Origin of the sequence: Pannonibacter phragmitetus (assembly GCF_050510895.1) — a bacterium.
GTDB classification, from domain to species: domain Bacteria; phylum Pseudomonadota; class Alphaproteobacteria; order Rhizobiales; family Stappiaceae; genus Pannonibacter; species Pannonibacter phragmitetus_B.
On sequence record NZ_JBNINT010000001.1, the window covers coordinates 1127223 to 1143895 of the forward strand.

General features: G+C 60.4%; 14 protein-coding genes and 2 pseudogenes. 7 read left to right on the top strand and 9 right to left on the bottom strand.

All coding sequences use genetic code 11. From position 1 onward, the window contains the following. Positions 1-208 precede the first annotated feature (208 nt). From ACQB61_RS05250 to ACQB61_RS05270, 5 genes and pseudogenes are all read right to left on the bottom strand, one after another. Positions 209-1375, bottom strand: a complete 1167-nt coding sequence (locus ACQB61_RS05250) for a flagellin (protein ID WP_430511772.1) — start codon at positions 1373-1375, stop codon at positions 209-211. Positions 1376-1674: 299 nt separating this feature from the next. Further along, on the bottom strand, positions 1675-2067 hold the full coding sequence (locus ACQB61_RS05255) for a hypothetical protein (protein ID WP_430511773.1): 393 nt from the start codon (positions 2065-2067) through the stop codon (positions 1675-1677). A gap of 130 nt (positions 2068-2197) precedes the next feature. Further along, the gene (locus ACQB61_RS05260; protein WP_430511774.1) at positions 2198-2689 is read right to left on the bottom strand and encodes a flagellar protein FlgN; all 492 of its coding nucleotides are present in this window, start codon (positions 2687-2689) and stop codon (positions 2198-2200) included. Continuing rightward, on the bottom strand, positions 2686-2868 hold the full coding sequence (locus ACQB61_RS05265; RefSeq protein WP_430511775.1) for a rod-binding protein: 183 nt from the start codon (positions 2866-2868) through the stop codon (positions 2686-2688). Before ACQB61_RS05265 ends, ACQB61_RS05260 begins: the two co-directional genes overlap by 4 nt. Before the next feature lie 128 nt (positions 2869-2996). Beyond that, a pseudogene (locus ACQB61_RS05270) lies at positions 2997-4075 on the bottom strand (flagellar basal body P-ring protein FlgI). Between the two features lie 337 nt (positions 4076-4412). Here ACQB61_RS05270 and ACQB61_RS05275 point away from each other — a divergent pair. Together ACQB61_RS05275 and dksA are read left to right on the top strand one after the other, a co-directional pair. Further along, positions 4413-4829: a flagellar assembly protein FliX gene (locus tag ACQB61_RS05275; protein WP_430511776.1), complete on the top strand. Its 417-nt coding sequence runs from the start codon at positions 4413-4415 to the stop codon at positions 4827-4829. 160 nt (positions 4830-4989) lie between these two features. Further along, entirely contained in the window at positions 4990-5406 is a 417-nt protein-coding gene (gene dksA / locus ACQB61_RS05280; RefSeq protein ID WP_026355707.1) for an RNA polymerase-binding protein DksA, read from the top strand. A gap of 273 nt (positions 5407-5679) precedes the next feature. Here the strand turns inward: dksA and flgH are convergent, their stop codons facing one another. From flgH to flgF, 4 genes are read right to left on the bottom strand one after another with little or no spacing between them, the layout of a single operon-like run. After that, positions 5680-6426, bottom strand: coding sequence for a flagellar basal body L-ring protein FlgH (flgH, locus tag ACQB61_RS05285; protein ID WP_430511777.1), 747 nt, complete (start codon positions 6424-6426; stop codon positions 5680-5682). Beyond that, positions 6423-7457: a flagellar basal body P-ring formation chaperone FlgA gene (flgA, locus tag ACQB61_RS05290; RefSeq protein WP_430511778.1), complete on the bottom strand. Its 1035-nt coding sequence runs from the start codon at positions 7455-7457 to the stop codon at positions 6423-6425. Before flgA ends, flgH begins: the two co-directional genes overlap by 4 nt. 13 nt (positions 7458-7470) lie before the next feature. Then, on the bottom strand, positions 7471-8250 hold the full coding sequence (gene flgG / locus ACQB61_RS05295) for a flagellar basal-body rod protein FlgG (protein WP_430511779.1): 780 nt from the start codon (positions 8248-8250) through the stop codon (positions 7471-7473). Between the two features lie 20 nt (positions 8251-8270). Then, positions 8271-9011: a flagellar basal-body rod protein FlgF gene (flgF, locus tag ACQB61_RS05300; RefSeq protein ID WP_430511780.1), complete on the bottom strand. Its 741-nt coding sequence runs from the start codon at positions 9009-9011 to the stop codon at positions 8271-8273. 278 nt (positions 9012-9289) lie between these two features. Here flgF and ACQB61_RS05305 point away from each other — a divergent pair, with 278 nt between their 5' ends. From ACQB61_RS05305 to ACQB61_RS05325, 5 genes and pseudogenes are all read left to right on the top strand, one after another. Continuing rightward, on the top strand, positions 9290-9787 hold the full coding sequence (locus ACQB61_RS05305) for a flagellar basal body-associated FliL family protein (RefSeq protein WP_430511781.1): 498 nt from the start codon (positions 9290-9292) through the stop codon (positions 9785-9787). Positions 9788-9796: 9 nt separating this feature from the next. Further along, positions 9797-11024, top strand: a pseudogene (fliM, locus tag ACQB61_RS05310) (flagellar motor switch protein FliM). Further along, on the top strand, positions 11021-12445 hold the full coding sequence (locus ACQB61_RS05315; RefSeq protein WP_430511782.1) for a DUF6468 domain-containing protein: 1425 nt from the start codon (positions 11021-11023) through the stop codon (positions 12443-12445). The pseudogene fliM and the gene ACQB61_RS05315 overlap by 4 nt, the downstream one beginning before the upstream one ends. A 199-nt stretch (positions 12446-12644) precedes the next feature. Further along, positions 12645-13616, top strand: a complete 972-nt coding sequence (locus ACQB61_RS05320; RefSeq protein ID WP_430511783.1) for a hypothetical protein — start codon at positions 12645-12647, stop codon at positions 13614-13616. Between the two features lie 568 nt (positions 13617-14184). Then, positions 14185-16665 (top strand): hypothetical protein, encoded by a 2481-nt coding sequence (locus ACQB61_RS05325; RefSeq protein ID WP_430511784.1) that lies wholly within the window; start codon positions 14185-14187, stop codon positions 16663-16665. The last annotated feature ends 8 nt before the right edge of the window (positions 16666-16673 follow it).

Genomic DNA, 16673 nt, shown 5'->3' on the forward strand with positions numbered 1-16673 from the left:
GGGTCCAGCATTAGTTTCCGCTCGTCCTGAGCGGGATGGCTTCATCATGATTTGGTAACCCTAATACATAGTTAATTGCTTTCTGAAATAGAGTTAATACTTTATTACTTCTAAATTGATCTCAAGCTGGTGGCCTGAATAGTTAACGAAAATAAAAAAGGCGGCAGACCGGAGTCTGCCGCCTTGTTTCGCGGGGGTATGTCTTGTCTTAGAACAGACGCAGCACGTTCTGGTCCGCCTGGGCTGCCAGCGACAGGGCAGTGGAGGCGAGGGACTGCTGAGTCTGCAGAGCCAGAAGGTTTGCGCCTTCCTGGTTGGTGTCGGCGAGGGTCAGCTTGCCGGCGCCTTCCTGAAGCGTGTTCACCATCGCATTCGTGAAGTCCTGACGGTTCTGCACGATAGACAGATTGGTACCGAAGGTGGAGGCCTGGGAGCGCAAGGAGTCCTGGGCCTTCTTCAGCTTGCTCATCGTGGCGTCGATGTCGCTGTCCTTGGCGAACCCGCCTTCTGCAGTGTTGTTCGTGGTTGTCCCGGCGTAGGCGCCGACTTCACTAGACTTGGACTTGACGCTCAGCTTGAAGTCCGAAGTGATGGTGATCGTGCCGCCTGAAAGGCTGGTCGAGACGCCTTCGGTTTCGCCAATGAAGTTCTCGAAATCCTTGACGGTGGTGTCCGCCTTGATCTCCAGCTTGCCCAGTTCCGAGCCGTTGGTGTCGGTCAGAGTAATGACGTCGCCAACGTTGAAGTTGCTGTCCGCTGCTACCAAGCCGCCAGCCGTAAGCGCTGCTGCGCCAGGTGTTCCATTCTGGAACGAGACGGTTGCAGTGCCGCTCGTGCCCGACTTGATGTCCGACAGATTGAGGCCTGTAGAGCTGGAGGCATCCGTGTAATCCACGGCCGAGATCGACAGGGACGACTTGCCGCTTTCGTTGAAGGTCACCTTCAGGTCGTTGCCGTCACCGGCGAGCAGGTTCTTGCCCTTGTAGCCGGAGTCCTTGGCAACGTCTTCGATCTGCGTGAGAAGTTCATTGAACTCCTTCGCATACTTCGCACGTTCGACCTGGTTGGAGGTCTGCGAAGCCTGGTTGGCCTTTGCCTTTGCAGCGTCAACCAGACCGGAGATGGAGTTGATGCCCTTGTCCGCGGCCTTCAGCGTCTGGACCGACTGGCCCATGTCATCGAGCAGGGAGCCAAGATCGCCAGCGCGGTTCTCGAGGCCCTTTGCGGTGAAGAAGGAGTTCGGATTGTCGAGAGCCGAGTTGACCTTCTTGCCGGTGGAGAGTTTCTCCTGCACGCCGCTCATCATCTGAGCAGTTGACTGAAGGGCATTGAGGTTCGAGCGCACGGCGCTCGACAGGCTGATATTGCTTGCCATTACGGTTTTTCCTTCCTGGGAAAACACAATACATGGATCCGTTCTGGATCCCGCAAGCAACAAAGTCAGCTTTAAACTGTAATGACAAGTTAAGCTTTATGGTTATCGGAATTTAACCTTAATGCATCGTGAACTTTACTTTATGGTTAATTTGATTTTAATTTCATATCAAGGGCTTGCAATGTGCGTCGCGTCAGGTGCCTGGAAGAGGCTGTGAGGTGCATGGGTGAGGGCAAACGAAAAAAGCCCCACGGCCTGAGGCCTGGGGCTTTGCGTAGAACTTTGAATTTGGACTGAGGTCAGGCGGTGCGTTGAACTGAGCCTGAACTCTGGAGGGGTCCTGGCTCGTCGCCTGCCTTCGCATAGGCGCGAAGCTTGCGTAATGTCTCGCTTGGAACTTGCTGGATGACCTCTCCGGTCTCCTGGTCCATGGCGACATAGATGTACGACTGGCTCTCGGGATCGAGCGTATTCTTACGCACGATCTCCCGTTGCCCAGACTGGTTTGCTGCGCTTTGCTGATTACCGTTTTCGGCAAGCTGGCGCTGCTCTTCAGAACTCCCTGACGGCTTGACGGTCTGGGAACCTGGCAATTCTGTTTTAGCCGCGGGCTCGTTCTGTTCCGGAGCCCGCGTAGCCGGGGTTACTGCCGCATAGGCGGTCAGTGACGGCCGGATTGCTCCTGTATCCATGCCTGCCTCCTTCGGGTAACACTCCTTGACCCGATGGTATCACCCACAAAATACAACGGGGATATGAATCCTCCGTTAACGAAAAGGTTAGACTTTTCGCGGGTGCTGGCAAGTGATTCGCGCCGTTGCGTTAAAGCGATCTGTTGACAGCGATCCCTTCTGCGATCCGGGCTGCCTGCGGTGAGGCTCCGCCAGGGCCATAGGTCGTCGTCCGCTGCCGTGCGCCAACGGCCTGGGCGACGGTTGTCACCACGGTCGACGCCACTTCCCTTGCGGTGGACAGCACCGCCAGATTGATGCGCAGGACTGGCTGGAACTCCGCATGCTGCCGCCGCAGGGATTGTACCGCAGCCGGAGCCAGATTGCCTAGAGCCACAGAGTGCTCTTTGGCGAAGAGAACGCCTTGTGTGTAGTGGTGTACCAGCACGGCTTTCTCGGGCTGCAATTCGCCGGCCGCACGAAGCTGACCTTCCCGCACCATGTCGGTCTCTTTCTCGATCAGTTCGAGAAGCTTCTCCATGGTGTGACAGACCGCAAGGCAAAAGCTCTCTGCTTCAGACCTGCTGGTTGGCCTTGCGGTGGAAAAGGGCAGGGCCGCTGTTTCCGGAGTGTGGGCGTTCACTGGTTTGCCTCCTGAAGGGCGAGCAATTCGCGCTCGATCGTGTTGGCCAGGCCGATTCCTCCGGCCGAAGCGATGGTTTTGGACATTTCGTCGATCAGCATTTTCTGCCAGGTGTCGGACCCTTGTCCGCCACCCCAGGTCCCGCCTTCCTCAAGGCCGGTGAACATCGACTGCATCATGGTGTTGAGGAAGACCGCCTCGAAGGTCTCGGCCTGCTTGCGGATCGAATCCGGAGCAATGATGCGGCTGCCGCCTTTGAGGGGCAGGGGGCAGAGCTGGTGAGATTGAGATCTGACGGCGTCATGGCTTACAGGGCCTCGATTTCAGCCTGCAGCGCACCGGCTGCCTTGATGGCCTGAAGGATGGAAATCATGTCACGCGGGCCGATGCCGAGCGTGTTCAGCCCGTCGACCAGCTGTTGCAAGGTCACGCTCTCGCTGACGATCGCCAGCTTGCTGCCGCTTTCGCTCACCGCCACATCGGTTTGTGGCGTGACTGCAGTTTGACCGTTTGCAAATGGGAGGGGCTGGTTCACCTGCGGATTTTCCGCGATGGTGACGGTCAGATTGCCTTGGGCGACGGCCACGGTCGAAACCTTGACGTTCTGGCCCATCACGATGATGCCGGCGCTTTCGTCAATGACAACGCGTGCAGGCTGGTCCGGCTCGATGATCAGCTGTTCGATGTCTGTGAGCAGGTCCACGACGTTGCCGTTGTAGTCGCGCGGTACGGTGAGCTGCACAGTCCCGGGATCGAGGGGCTCGGCCGTCGGGAATCCGATCAGTTCGTTGATGGCCAAAGCAACGCGGCGCGAGGTGGTCAGATCCGGATTGCGCAAGGCGATGCGCACGGTGGTCATGCTGGCCAGTTTGAAGCCGACTTCCCTTTCAACCAGCGCGCCATTGGCGATGCGGCCGGAAGTCGGAACGCCCCGAACGACCGAAGCGGCATCACCCTGCGCCGCAAAACCGGCAATGGCTACAGCGCCTTGTGCAATGGCATAGGTCTCGCCATCGGCGCCCATCAGCGGAGTTACCAGCAAGGTTCCGCCCTGCAGGCTGTCAGCATTGCCCAGTGCGCTGACGGAGACGTCGATACGCGTGCCCTGTGTTGCGAAGGGGGCAAGTTCGCAGTCACCATCACAGCGGCCACGTTGTTCGTGTTGAGGTCCGCAGCAGCGGTGTTGACGCCCAGCCGCTCCAGCATGGCCTGCAGACTTTGCCGGGTGAAGGGCGAGTTGCGCAGTCCGTCGCCTGTTCCCTGAAGGCCAACCACGAGGCCATAGCCGACCAGCTGGTTTTCACGAATGCCTTCAAAGTCCGAGATATCCTTGACCCGTGAGGCAGACATTGCCGCCGGAGCAAGAGCCGTCAGCGCAACGGCCATGGCCGCGAGGAGAAGGCAAGAACGGAGCAGAGGTATAAATGGCATGGGTGGGACCCGGCGCATGAGTGGTTTGCACCTGCTAATGCGAAGTCCATGCCAGATTATCCACGTCTCCTGAATTTGTTATAAGTATCTGGAAACAAAAGAAATAACTCCAATCGATACCTTGCGCTCTATGTTTTGATTGCGTTCCGTTGGAAGTCTGCCGGGCAATTCTTGCCGGGGAGGTTGGTTTTCCCTACCTTTGGTACTGAAAGAATCTGATCCTGAGCCCGGCAAGGTCAGACCGGCCATCCTGGTACAGGCTGGCTCATGAAACGCGGGAAGCGAGGCCACAATGCGTATCACCAACAACACGCCCGTTTCCTCTGTTCAGGGTAAGGGCAGCAAGAAGAAGACCGGTGGCGGCGGCGGTTTCCTGATCGGGGGTGATGGCGAAGCGCATGCTGCGGTCTCGACCTCCTCGTCATCCTCACTCTCAGGGATCGACGCCCTGCTGTCTCTGCAGGAGATGCAGGTCCAGCCAGATGATCGCGATGCTGCCACCGCGCGTGGGCATTCCATGCTGGATTTGCTCGATGCGCTGAAGGCAGACCTGCTGGCCGGTGTGCTTGAGCCCTCCCGGCTGGAGGAGATGATGACAGCTCTTGCAGACCGTCCTGTCAGCAGCGATCCGGGACTGGAATCAGTCATCGACGAGATTGAACTGCGCGTGAAGGTTGAGCTGGCTAAGCAGGGCCGGTTTACTAGTTGATGCCTGCTTGCCGGCTTCAGAGCTGCGCAAACTTCAGGCGCTGTGGGTAAGATATTGAAAAATAAGGAGTAAAGCTTAACATTTTTTTCCGGCTTGCCCGTTGTAGCTGACCTCCAGTGACTATATATTCGCCCCGTCCTAACGGTAACCGGAGTTTCCGATGACGGTTGAACTTGAGTCTGACTATCGACCTTCCGAGGACGAGCCGTTCATGAATGAACGGCAGCGCGAGTACTTCCGCAACAAGCTGCTCGCCTGGAAAGAGGACATCCTGCGTGAAAGCCGCGAGACGCTGGCAAACCTGCAGGAAGAAAGCACCAATCACCCTGACTTCGCTGACAGAGCTTCTTCGGAAACGGACCGTTCCATCGAGCTGCGTGCACGTGACCGGCAGCGCAAGCTGATCTCAAAGATCGATGCGGCGCTGGAGCGAATTGAAGACGGCAGCTACGGCTATTGCGAAGAGACCGGCGAGCCGATCTCCGTCAAGCGCCTGGAAGCCCGTCCGATTGCGACACTGTCCATCGAGGCTCAGGAAGCGCATGAGCGCCGCGAAAAGGTGTACAGGGACGACTGAGATCCCGGTTCCTCGTAAAAATTTCAGCCCCGTCAGCTGTGCTGCCGGGGGCTTTTGTTTTTGCGAGCTGTCCGTGGGGGAGGGACTGGAAGGGGAGGACGGGCACGCCGCTCGGGGAGCGAGACGCCGTGCCCGTCTGTCAGCCAGCCCGGTATGGGGAGCGCCGGGCTGGCAGGGGGATCTGTCGGGTTTGCGAAAAGGAAGACCTGGAGGGGGCAAGGAATGAGGAGAAGACCGTCTGCTGGGGAAGGCAGCCGGTCTTCCTCTGTCAGGTCAGAAGGGCAGAACGATATCCAGCACCTGCTGGCCGTAGCGCGGTTGCTGCACATCGGTGATCTGGCCGCGCCCGCCGTAGCCGATGCGGGCTTCTGCGATCTTCTCGCTCAGGATGGTGTTGTCCGACCGGATATCTTGCGGCCGCACAATGCCGCCGATGATAAGTTCGCGGACTTCGAAGTTCACCCGCACTTCCTGGCGGCCCTCGATCACCAGATTTCCGTTTGGCAGAACCTGGGTCACGACTGCCGCGACGGAGGTGCGCAGCGTTTCCTTCCGGTCCACCGACCCCTTGCCCTTGAAGGCTGAGTTGGCGGTGACGGTTGCAAGGGCATCGGCGCTGGCGTTGCCCGGCAGCACATATTTGTCGATGGCTGTGCCCAGTGCACCGCTTACGCCTGACTTGTCAGACCCGGTGCGTGAGCGTTCAGTTTCGTTGTCGAACTGTGCGCGGTCGGAGATCGTCACCAGAATGGTCATCAGATCGCCGACCTGTTTGGCGCGCTGGTCCTCGAAGAAGGCGCGGTTGCCGGACTTCCACAGCGAGTTGGCATTATAATGCGCAGGCTGGGGCGTCGGCATCGGCATCTGCACCGGGCGGTAACCGGGCATGGTGGTCGGGTCCTGAATGGCATTGAGTGCCGGGGCCTTGCCAACCTGCGCCAGGCGGTCCGCAGAACCGCAGGCAGCCATCGGGAGTGCCAGAAGGGTCAGGACAACAGCCTTGTGAATCGGACGGATCATTGTGCGCTCTCCTGGGCGGGCAGGCTGGTGTTGGCTGCAACTGTGCGTGGGGTGGCGCCGAGCCGGACTTCGCCGCGTCCGCTTACAGTGCCCCTGACGGTGCGGCGGGACTGCAGATTGATCACGTCGATCATGTCGCCATCTGCGCCCGAAGTTGCAGCCTGGCCCTGCGTGGTCAGTTTCATTCCCGAAATCTCATAGATGAGCGTGACCTTGTCGCCGCGCTGGATCAGCATCGGGCGCTCGAAGTCTGCCTTGCTGAGCTGGCGGCCCGGCCGTTGCTGGATTCGTGCGGCCAATCCGAGGATCTCCTGGGGATCTGTCACGGCCCGGCCCTGCACACGCTCGCGCGGCAGACGCATGGTTATGAGATCCTGCTCTCGAACAATCCCACCCTTGTCCAGCGGGGTTGCCAGCGCGACGACGGCCAGCATCTCCCGTGCGACGCCGGTGACGCTGACCCTGCGGTAACCGTTTTCCCCTGCGTAGGACATGACGACATCGAACCTGCCATCCGCACGTGACCAGATGGCCTGCTCGATCCGCAGAGGATCTGCAGAGCGGGGATCGGCATGAATGACCTGTGGTGTGCGGGCGAAGACGATCTCGAGATCATCCGCGGAGATCTGACCTTCTTGCCGTGCCAGCCGTTCGGCAATCATGCTCGACAGGCGCTGGGCATCGAAGGAAATGGAGTCACGGCGGACGGTGACTTCTGCGAGCCCATCCGTGCCCGCAGACTTCAGGCCCGCCGCACGGGCGCGCTCGGCAACAAGTGCCGCACTCACTCTGCCGGACGTGCCCAGATCAGGCGACCGGAACAGCGGCTCGAAACCGGCAGCTCCCGCGTTGAGGTAGAAATCGCCAACGGTGACGATGTCCGACGAGGTCACGACCTCCGGCCGCAGAATAGGGGCTTCGTTGCCGCGCTGCCAGACAGGCGTGCCGCTGCCGGCCGCAAGGCTTGCAGTGCTGCCGTGTATCAAGCCCGCGAGGGCTGCGCCAAGAAGCGCAAGAAACAGGGGTCTCATCGCCAGCCTCCTTTTATCGCAGGTTGGTCGTGGTCGAGTACATGTCATCTGCGGCCTTGATGATGCGGGAGTTCATCTCGTAGGCGCGCTGCGCCGAGATGAGATCCGCGATCTCTGTCACTGCGTCGACATTCGACATTTCGAGAAAGTTCTGCTGCAGATTGCCGAACCCGTCTTCGCCTGGGTTGCCAACCTGTGCCGCACCGCTTGCATCTGTCTGCAGGAACAGGTTGTCGCCAACCGCTTCCAGACCTGCCTTGTTGATGAAGCGGGCAATCTGGATCTGGCCAAGGTTCACGGCAGCGCCTGCGACAATGACCTGCACCGTGCCGTCCGTTGCGATGGTCAGATCTCGGGCATTTTCAGGAATTACGATCCCGGGCGCGACCGTATAGCCGTCCACGGTCACGAGTGTGCCGTTGGGGTCGCGCTCGAAGGAGCCGTCACGCGAGTAGGCTATCGTGCCATCAGGCATCTGGATCTGGAAGAACCCTTCGCCACGGATGGCAACGTCCGTTTCCTTATTGGTTTGCTCAATATTGCCCTGGCTCATGATCCGTGTCGTGGAAGCTGTCTTCACGCCCGAACCGATCTGAACGCCTGTCGGTACGACTGTACCGGCATTCGAGGTGTCCGTGCCCATGCGGCGCAGGTTTTGGTAGAGCAGATCCTGAAAATCGGCCCGCTGGCGCTTGAAACCGGTGGTGCGCATGTTGGCAACGTTGTTCGAAATGACTTCAACGTTGAGTTCCTGCGCCTTCATGCCTGTGGCGGCGATATGGAGTGCTTTCATGCTGGTCTCTCCTGTCCGTCTCAGGCCTGCGACTTGCCAAGGCGTTCAACTGCCGAACGGGACAGGTCATAGGTGTCCTTCATCAGCTTGGTGACGCTTTCGTACTTGCGGGTGATCTCGATCAGTTCGGTAACTGCCGTGATGCCATGGACGTTCGATTGTTCGACGGCGCCCTGAACCACCCGCGTGCGCGTGACAGGCTGCGGATTGGTGTAGGTCATCAGGTTGTTGCCGATGGAAACCGCGTTACGCGGTTCTTGGAAGGCCACAAGACGTACGCGCCCGCGCACACCGAGCTCGGAGGAAATCGTCCCGTCAGCCGAAATATCGATGTGGCCGTCCTGCGTTGTGAAGGTGATCGGACCGCCTTCTGTCAGGACCGGGCGGCCATCCGGCGTGACCAGCTGACCTGTACTGTCGAGATGGAACGAGCCGTTGCGCGTGTAGGCTTCGCTGCCATCTTCCATCTGCACCGCGAACCAGCCGTCGCCATCGACGGCCAGATCAAGCGGATTGCCTGTCATGATGATTCCACCGGCCTGAAAGTCCGTGAAGGTCCTGGCGTCCTGTACGTAGGAGAGGGTTCTGTCGCCGCGGTTGAAGGCCGTCGCCTGCGCCACTGGCATCAGATATTCCTCAAATTTCATATGCTTGGCCTTGTAGCCAGACGTGGTCATGTTCGCCAGGTTGTTGGCGGTCACATCCAGCTGCCTGCGCAAGGCAACCTGCCGGGACAGGTTAATGAGCTGCGCATTCTCCATGTTAACGATTCCTTTTTGCTCCCCGAGGGCACGCCAGCCTCCCCAGGTCAGCGTGCCGTCACCCCTCAAGCAGGGAGTGTGCCAGTTTTCATTTTGTTGAAATCATTGGGTATTTTTCATTTCATCGCGGCGCAGGGTAGAAATAGGTGAGGAAAAAACGAACCAGTGGGCAACAGTTGCCGGGTGATGGGTTAAGGAGTTGGTAACCACTCGTTAACGATTAACCCTTTAGAAACTATTCACGCGCATGGCATGTGCGGCAAGCTGGCGGGGCGGCAATGGCCGATACGGATACCGACGCCGAGAACGGCGAAGAAGGCGGTGCGAAGAAGGGCGGCAAAAAGAAGCTGATCATCTTCGGGGCAGCCGGGCTTGTTGCGCTGCTGGCCATTGGCGGGGCGGTCTGGTTTCTTTTCCTCTCAGGGGGCGAAGAACCGGTAGACCCGGCTGCGCCGCCGGTCGTTGAGCAGAAGCCGGTGGTCTTTTATGACCTGCCGGAGATGACTGTGAACCTGTCCACCGAAGGGCGGGCAACCTACCTCAGGGTGCGAATTGCGCTTGAGGTGTCCGACCAGGCCATGGTGGACCGGATCAGTCCCTATCTGCCGCGTATTCTGGATGCGTTCCAGATCTACCTGCGTGAGTTGCGTCCCGCTGACCTCGAAGGGTCGGCCGGTTTGTTCAGGCTCAAGGAAGAGCTGCTCCGGCGCATCAATCTGGCTGTTCATCCGGCGAAGGTTGATGGAGTGCTGTTCAAGGAAATCCTGATTCAGTGACGGTGATACATGGCTGACGATGACGATCTGAGTGATGCCGACCTGGCTGATGCCTGGGGTGCCGCGCTCGCCGAGCAGGGAGCTGGCGACGACGACGACGATCTGGCCGCTGCCTGGGGTGCGGCGCTGGAAGAGCAGGGCGTCGGCAGCGCAGATGACATGGCGGCCCAATGGGCTGCGATGATCGATGACAGTGAGCCGGAGCTTGAAAATGCCTCGCGCGGCGCAGACCGCGTTCTGAACCAGGAAGAAATCGACAACCTCCTCGGTTTCAATATCGAGGATACGATTTCGCGCGATCAGAGCGGCATCCGCGCGCTGATCAACTCGGCAATGGTGTCCTACGAACGCCTGCCGATGCTGGAAATCGTGTTCGACCGGCTTGTCCGCCTGACCACGACATCTTTGCGCAATTTCACGTCTGACAACGTGGAAGTCTCTCTGGATTCAATCAGTTCCGTGCGTTTCGGTGACTATCTGAACTCCATTCCCCTGCCTGCTATCCTTGGCGTGTTCAAGGCCGAGGAATGGGACGGGTTCGGACTGGTCACGGTGGAATCGAGCCTGATCTATTCGATCATCGACGTGCTGCTGGGCGGTGGCCGCGGCACGACAGGTATCCGCGTCGAAGGGCGGCCCTACACCACCATCGAGACCAATCTCGTCCGGCGCATGCTGGAAATCATCCTTGCGGATGCGGAGCAAGCCTTTGCGCCGCTGTCTCCGGTGCATTTCAGCCTGGAGCGCATGGAAACGAACCCGCGTTTTGCGGCGATCTCGCGCCCGGCCAATGCGGCCATCCTTGTCGAACTGCGGATCGACATGGAAGACCGTGGCGGCACCATCGAGATCATGATGCCCTATGCCACGCTGGAGCCCATCCGTGACCTGCTGCTGCAGATGTTCATGGGTGAGAAGTTCGGCCGTGACCCGATCTGGGAAGGGCATCTTGCGAGCGAGATTCATGCCGCCATGGTGGAGGTGGATGCGGTTCTCTACGAGACTTTCCTGCCTCTCAGCCGTGTTTTGAGCCTTGATGTGGGGCAGACGCTGATTTTTGACGTGGAACCTGATGATCCGGTGACAATCAAGTGCGGCAACGTGGAGCTTAGTGAGGGTACACTCGGCAAGGTCGAGGATCTCGATCGCGATTCGTGTCACCCGCGGATTGCGCAAGCCGAAGATGACCTTGGCCGCATTTGAGCGTGCCATGCAGAAGGAAATGGAAACGTCATGACGTCCCTGCCGCTTGGAATGTTGATCGAGGCTCTGGTGGCTGTCCTTCTCCTGGTCACCATCGGCTATTGCTGGATACTGAACCGCCGGCTGCAGCGTCTGCGCGCCGATGAAGAGACCCTGCGTGCGACGATCTCCGAACTGATCACGGCCACCGAGATCGCCGAGCGTGCCATTCTCGGCCTGAAAGCCACCGCGAATGATGCGGACAAGACGCTTGGAACCCGGCTGACACAGGCAGAGCATCTGTCCAAGCTTCTGGCCGGACAGCTGGGTGAAGGCGAAGCGGTTCTGACGCGTATCAGTCAGATTGCCGAAGCAGCCCGCACGGCTCATGCGGCCGAGGATGCCCGCCGCGCCTCCGAGGAAGAAGCCCGCCATCGCGCCCAGGCTCAGGCTCAGGCTCAGGCCGAGGCGGAAGCCCGCCGCATGGCTGCTGCACAGCAGGCCGCAGCTCCGGCCTATCAACCTGCGCCGCAGGGGTATGTTGCGCCCCAAGCTGCGCCGCGCCAGGCTGCTCCTTCTTCCTACGCTGCGCCCTACCGGCAGCAAGCTCCGTCCTATGCACCTGCTCCGGCAGCTCCCGCCGCCGCTCCTTCGGTGAGTGCCCGTGATATCCGCGCTGCCGCAGCCGAAGCCACGGCACGGCTTGAGCGCTTCCGCAAGAAGTCAGGGAGGCTGCTGCTTGAACCTTCGCCTGCTTCCAGTTGTCGGCATTGCTGCCAGCGCCCTTTGGCGCTGAAGCTGCTCGGCCTTGTGCTCGGTGGGCACACGGCTGTGGGGCCGGTCATGGAAGCGCGCGCTCAGGCCCAGCAACCGGCGGCGGGCGAACCCGCTGCCCCGCCGGCCGGCGGGGCCGGAGCTCCTGCTCCTGGCGAAGCCCCGGCCGCAGAAGGAACGCAAGCTCCTGCCGAAGGAGCTGCGGATGCGGTGCCGCCCGTTCCCGATGCGCTGGAAATCGGCGGGTCGAGCGCCGAGCGTGCCGTGCTTGAAAGCCTTGGAGAGCGGCGCAAGGCCTTGCAGGATCAGGAAGGTCAGCTTGATTTGCGGGAGAAATTGCTGCAGGCGACCGAGGAGCGCTTGCAGAAGCGTGTCGACGAATTGAAGTCGCTTGAGCAGCAGATCCAGCAAGGCGTTGAGGAAAAGAAGAAGCAGGAAGAGGGTGAGATCGCCGCACTTGTGGTCATGTATGAGAACATGAAACCCAAGGATGCGGCACGCATCTTCGATCGTCTCGACCTCGATGTGCTGCTCAAGGTTGTGCGCCAGATGAAGCCGAGAAAAATGGCTGACATTCTTGCGCGCATGTCTCCTGAGGCGGCTGAGAAGCTGACGGTGGCCATCGCCGGCGGGGATGCGAACCAGCCGCAGGGTGCATCAGTTCAGGCTCCTGCTGCGCTTCCAAAGATTGGCTCAAACTGACGGAAAGCGGCAAGTTTCAGGATGTGGCGTAATAGGGTGTTAAGGCCGCTCCCCAGAGTCAGACCGGAGCTTGTTCCAGAGGATAACCCTGACCTTGTTGAATGTTGTGAGGCATGCACGCCAGTGGGCCTCAGCCAGGGTCCACGCAGCGTCCCGGTATATTCCGGGGGCGGTTGTATTGTGCCGCAGGCTTGCCGTTGTGCTCGCTGTGTCCTTGCCGCTGATGCCTTCGACCCAGGCTCATGCCCAGACTGCCGAAGCCGTGGATATTGAGGCGCGGGCAGAAGAGGGCTATGGCCGGATGATCCTGACCTTCAAGGACAGGACTCTTCTGCCGCACTATGATGCTGCTGTGACCAGCAATGTGCTGCGCGTCGCCTTTGAGGCGCCGATCCAGATCAGTGTCGACGATGTTCCTCTGCAACTCAGCGACTACGTGGCCATCGCCCGCCGTGATCCGGACGGAAGTGCAATCCGTTTTGCCTTGAAGGACAAGTTCCGCATCAACACGCTTGAGGCGGGCGAGAAGCTGTTCATTGATATTTTGCCGGCCAACTGGCAAGGCCTGCCTCCCGGTCTTCCGGATGAGGTGGTGCGCGAACTTGCGCAGCGCGCAGAAGAGGCCATGCGCCAGGTGCGCGCACTGGAGCAGGCGCGTCTCAAGGCGCAGGAGGGGCCGAAGGTCACGCTCCACATCGGGGATCATCCGACGTTCACGCGCCTGGTCTTCGACTGGTCCATCCAGTTTGATACCGCTTTCGTGCGCGAGGACGATATCGTTCGCGTCACCTTCAATCATCCTGCCCAGCTCGACGTGGGTGACTTGCGCGCCCGTCTGCCGCGTGGTGTTGTCGATGCGACGGCCTTCATTGATGAGGGCAAGCTGAAGTTTTTGATGCGCCTTGAGCCGGGCGTCGATATCCGGGCCTTCCGTGAAGAGCAGACCTATGTGATCGACATCAGTCCGCCGGAAGCAAAGGTGCCAGCCGATCCTACCAATGCTGCCATAAACGGTGCCATGGGGGCCGATGCGCCTTCCGGGGCATCGGGCATGATCGTCGCGCCGGGGAGCCGGGATTATACCCCCGCCAACCCGAGGGAGCTCCCGCCCCCAGTTCTGGGCAGCCGGGCCAGGATCCTGTGTTCGATGGTGTCGAGGGTGGCGGTGTGAGCCGTCCGCGGCCCGGAGCGATCGGCCCGCGTGTTGTGCCTGAAACGCCAGTTGCGCAGAGCGATCCGGCAGTTACCGTTGAACCTGGCGAGACGCAGGCCGACGTGGCTCTTGCGGAACCCGCTGGCGCAGAGCCGTCTTTTCCGCTTCCCAGGGCAAAGCCTGCTCCCGCAACGGAGCTGGCACTGAACGGGCCAGTGGCAGGGGTTGCGCAGAGCACCCAGCCGATCGTCATTCCGCCATTGGCCGGAGAGCCGGATACGGTGGCATCTGTCGCATTTGTTCCGCCTGCCCAGGAAACGGACCCGGCCTCCGCCGGCCCCACAGGTGATGTTCCGCAAACGGTTCCTGTTGCGGCAGGGCCGGATGTTGGCGACCGCCTGATTGATGTTGTACCGCTGGATCCTATGCCTGAGCCTGCCAGCCGTACAGCGGCGCCTGGTTCTCAGGGAACTGTCCCCTCTGACTTGCCGGCAGTCATCGATCTGACGGGGAGGCGCGGCCGCAGGTCAATGAGCCCTGGCGTGCCACTGGCGGCAGTGATGCGGCGGCTGAACAGGCGCAGGCCGTGCCGCCCAGCATCTTCGGCGGGCCCGCCCGTTCTCCCGAGAGCCTTCCGGCTGATGCGGCTGAAGCGACCCTAAATTTCGTTGCTGCCGAAGCCCGGCGCATCGGCAATTCCGTGCGTGTCGTATTTCCCTTTCGGGAGCAGGTTTCGACCGCCCTGTTCCGGCGCAACAACAGTGTCTGGATGGTGTTTGACACCAGCTCTGCAATTGACGTGCGCGGCATGCGTTCCGCCCTTGGCGATATCGCCAGCGAGGTCGATATCCAGAGCTATGGTGATTTCTCGGTGCTTCGGGTAAACGTCAGCTCTGCCACACTGGCGACCCTGGGTGCTGATGGCAATGCCTGGAATCTTGTCATCGGCGACATGATTGTCGAGCCTTCCCGCCCGCTGCTGCTGGAGCGTACCGTACGCATAGACGGCGGATCGGTGCTTCGTGTGTCGTTCCAGAACCCGCGTTATGTCCGCAAGTTCACCGATCCCGACGTGGGAGACGAAATCCACGCCGTGACCGGCTATGGCCCTGCGCGTGGCTTGCTCAAGCCGCAGGGGTTTGTCGATCTGGATGCCTTGTCCTCCGCACATGGTGTCGCAGTCGTGCCAAAGTCGGACGGCGTCCGGGTCCAGTTGGTGGGGGATGATGTCATCCTCGAGAAGACTGACGGCCTGATCCTGTCGAACAGCCATCTGCGGCAAGGATCTGGCTCCTTCAACTCCATCGTCGCTGCTGACAATGTCGCGTCCATTGAGTTTTCAAACCTGACGACTTCCGCACCGGAGGAATTCATCCGACGCCGCACTGAGCTTGAAGCGGCAATGGCAGCAGCTCCTGAAGGGCAGCGGCAAGGACCCAGACTTGATCTGGCCCGGTTTTATCTGGCGCATGTCTTCCCTCATGAATCTCTGGGGCTGATGGAGCTGGCGCTGGAGGAGGAGCCGGCGCTGGCGCAGGACCCGATGTTCAATCTGATGATGGGTGCGGCGCAAACGCTCGCCGGGCGGCCCAGGGAGGCTATGCCTTATCTCAGCCGCCATGATCTTGAGAACAATCCGGATGCGGCTGTCTGGCAGACTATTGTTGAAGTTGCCCTTGGTCAGTGGGCACCGGCCCGCGCCGCACTGGGGCGTGGCCGTTCTGTCATCGGCAACTATCCGGTCAACATTCAGGCCGAGTTCAATCTTGCCGCCGCGCAGGCCATGGTGGAACTGAACGATTTCGGCATGGCCAACACCATTCTTGCCGAGATTGAGCCTGCGCTCATTTCCCCGCAGCAGGCCACCCGCTATGACCTTTTGCGGGGCCGGGTGGCCGATGCTTCTGGCCGCTCGCTAGAGGCGCTCACCGCCTTTGATCTCGTTGCCCGCAGTTTTGACCGGCCGCGTGCGGCCGAGGCGCAGTACCGTGCCCTGCGTATCCGTTACCGGGACGGGGAGATCGGAATAGACAATGCAATCAACGAGCTTGGCGGACTTGCTGCTTCCTGGCGCGGTGACGAGACGGAACTGAAAACGCTGCGGCTGCTCGCCCAGCTTCAGGCGGAAAAGGGCAATTACCGCGAGGCGTTCGAGGCGATGAAGTCTGCGCTTCAGGCGCAGCCGGACGCGGAGACCACCCGCCTGCTGCAGGAGGAGATGTCCGCACTGTTCTCCAGCCTCTTCCTGCATGGCAAGGCGGACGACATGCCGGCGGTGAAGTCTCTTGCGCTGTTCTACGATTTCCGCGAGCTGATGCCGGTGGGGCGTCAGGGCGACGAGATGGTGCGCAAGCTCGCCAAGCGGCTGGTCGAGGTGGACCTTCTGGATCAGGCTGCCGGTCTGTTGCAGCATCAGGTCGACAACCGTCTCAAGGGGGCTGCCCGTGCGCAGATTGCGGCTGATCTTGGAGCAATCTATCTGATGGACCGCAAGCCGGAGCGGGCGCTGGCTGTGCTCAACCGTACCCGTCAGGCAAACCTGCCTTCCTCCCTTGAGCGGCAGCGCAACATCATTGAAGCGCGTGCCATGACCGAGAGCGGGCGTCCGGATCTGGCGCTGGAACTGGTGCGCAACATGCGCGGCGCAGATGTGGACCGTTTGCGCGCCGATACGTTCTGGAAGGCACAGAGCTGGCGTGAGGCTGGTGAGCAGCTGGAGGCCATGTATGGCTCACGCTGGTCAGACAATATTCCGCTGGAACAGATCGAGCGCGATGACATTCTGAAAGCCGCAATCGGCTACTCCTTGGCCGGCGATCAGCTCAGCCTCGACCGTTTGCGGACCAAGTATGCGAAGAAGATGGCCGACAGCCCGCAGGCTGCTTCATTTGAGGTGGTGACCCGCCCCGTTGCAGCGCAGGGCGTCGAGTTTCTCGATGTGGTCAAGGGCATTGCCGCGACAGACACGCTCGACACGTTCCTGCAGGAATACCGGCGCCAGTACATGTCGCCTTCCGCAGACAGTGGCAGCAGCTCACTGGCCAATCCAATGCCTGCAAATGGCTGACACCATCT

Bases quoted from the DNA above. Each gene is read 5' to 3' on its own strand.
- ACQB61_RS05250 (WP_430511772.1), bottom strand. From the start codon at position 1,375: ATGGCAAGCAATATCAGCCTGTCGAGCGCCGTGCGCTCGAACCTCAAT.
- ACQB61_RS05255 (WP_430511773.1), bottom strand. From the start codon at position 2,067: ATGGATACAGGAGCAATCCGGCCGTCACTGACCGCCTATGCGGCAGTA.
- ACQB61_RS05265 (WP_430511775.1), bottom strand. From the start codon at position 2,868: ATGATGCAGTCGATGTTCACCGGCCTTGAGGAAGGCGGGACCTGGGGT.
- ACQB61_RS05275 (WP_430511776.1), top strand. From the start codon at position 4,413: ATGCGTATCACCAACAACACGCCCGTTTCCTCTGTTCAGGGTAAGGGC.
- dksA (WP_026355707.1), top strand. From the start codon at position 4,990: ATGACGGTTGAACTTGAGTCTGACTATCGACCTTCCGAGGACGAGCCG.
- flgH (WP_430511777.1), bottom strand. From the start codon at position 6,426: ATGATCCGTCCGATTCACAAGGCTGTTGTCCTGACCCTTCTGGCACTC.
- flgA (WP_430511778.1), bottom strand. From the start codon at position 7,457: ATGAGACCCCTGTTTCTTGCGCTTCTTGGCGCAGCCCTCGCGGGCTTG.
- flgG (WP_430511779.1), bottom strand. From the start codon at position 8,250: ATGAAAGCACTCCATATCGCCGCCACAGGCATGAAGGCGCAGGAACTC.
- flgF (WP_430511780.1), bottom strand. From the start codon at position 9,011: ATGGAGAATGCGCAGCTCATTAACCTGTCCCGGCAGGTTGCCTTGCGC.
- ACQB61_RS05305 (WP_430511781.1), top strand. From the start codon at position 9,290: ATGGCCGATACGGATACCGACGCCGAGAACGGCGAAGAAGGCGGTGCG.
- ACQB61_RS05315 (WP_430511782.1), top strand. From the start codon at position 11,021: ATGACGTCCCTGCCGCTTGGAATGTTGATCGAGGCTCTGGTGGCTGTC.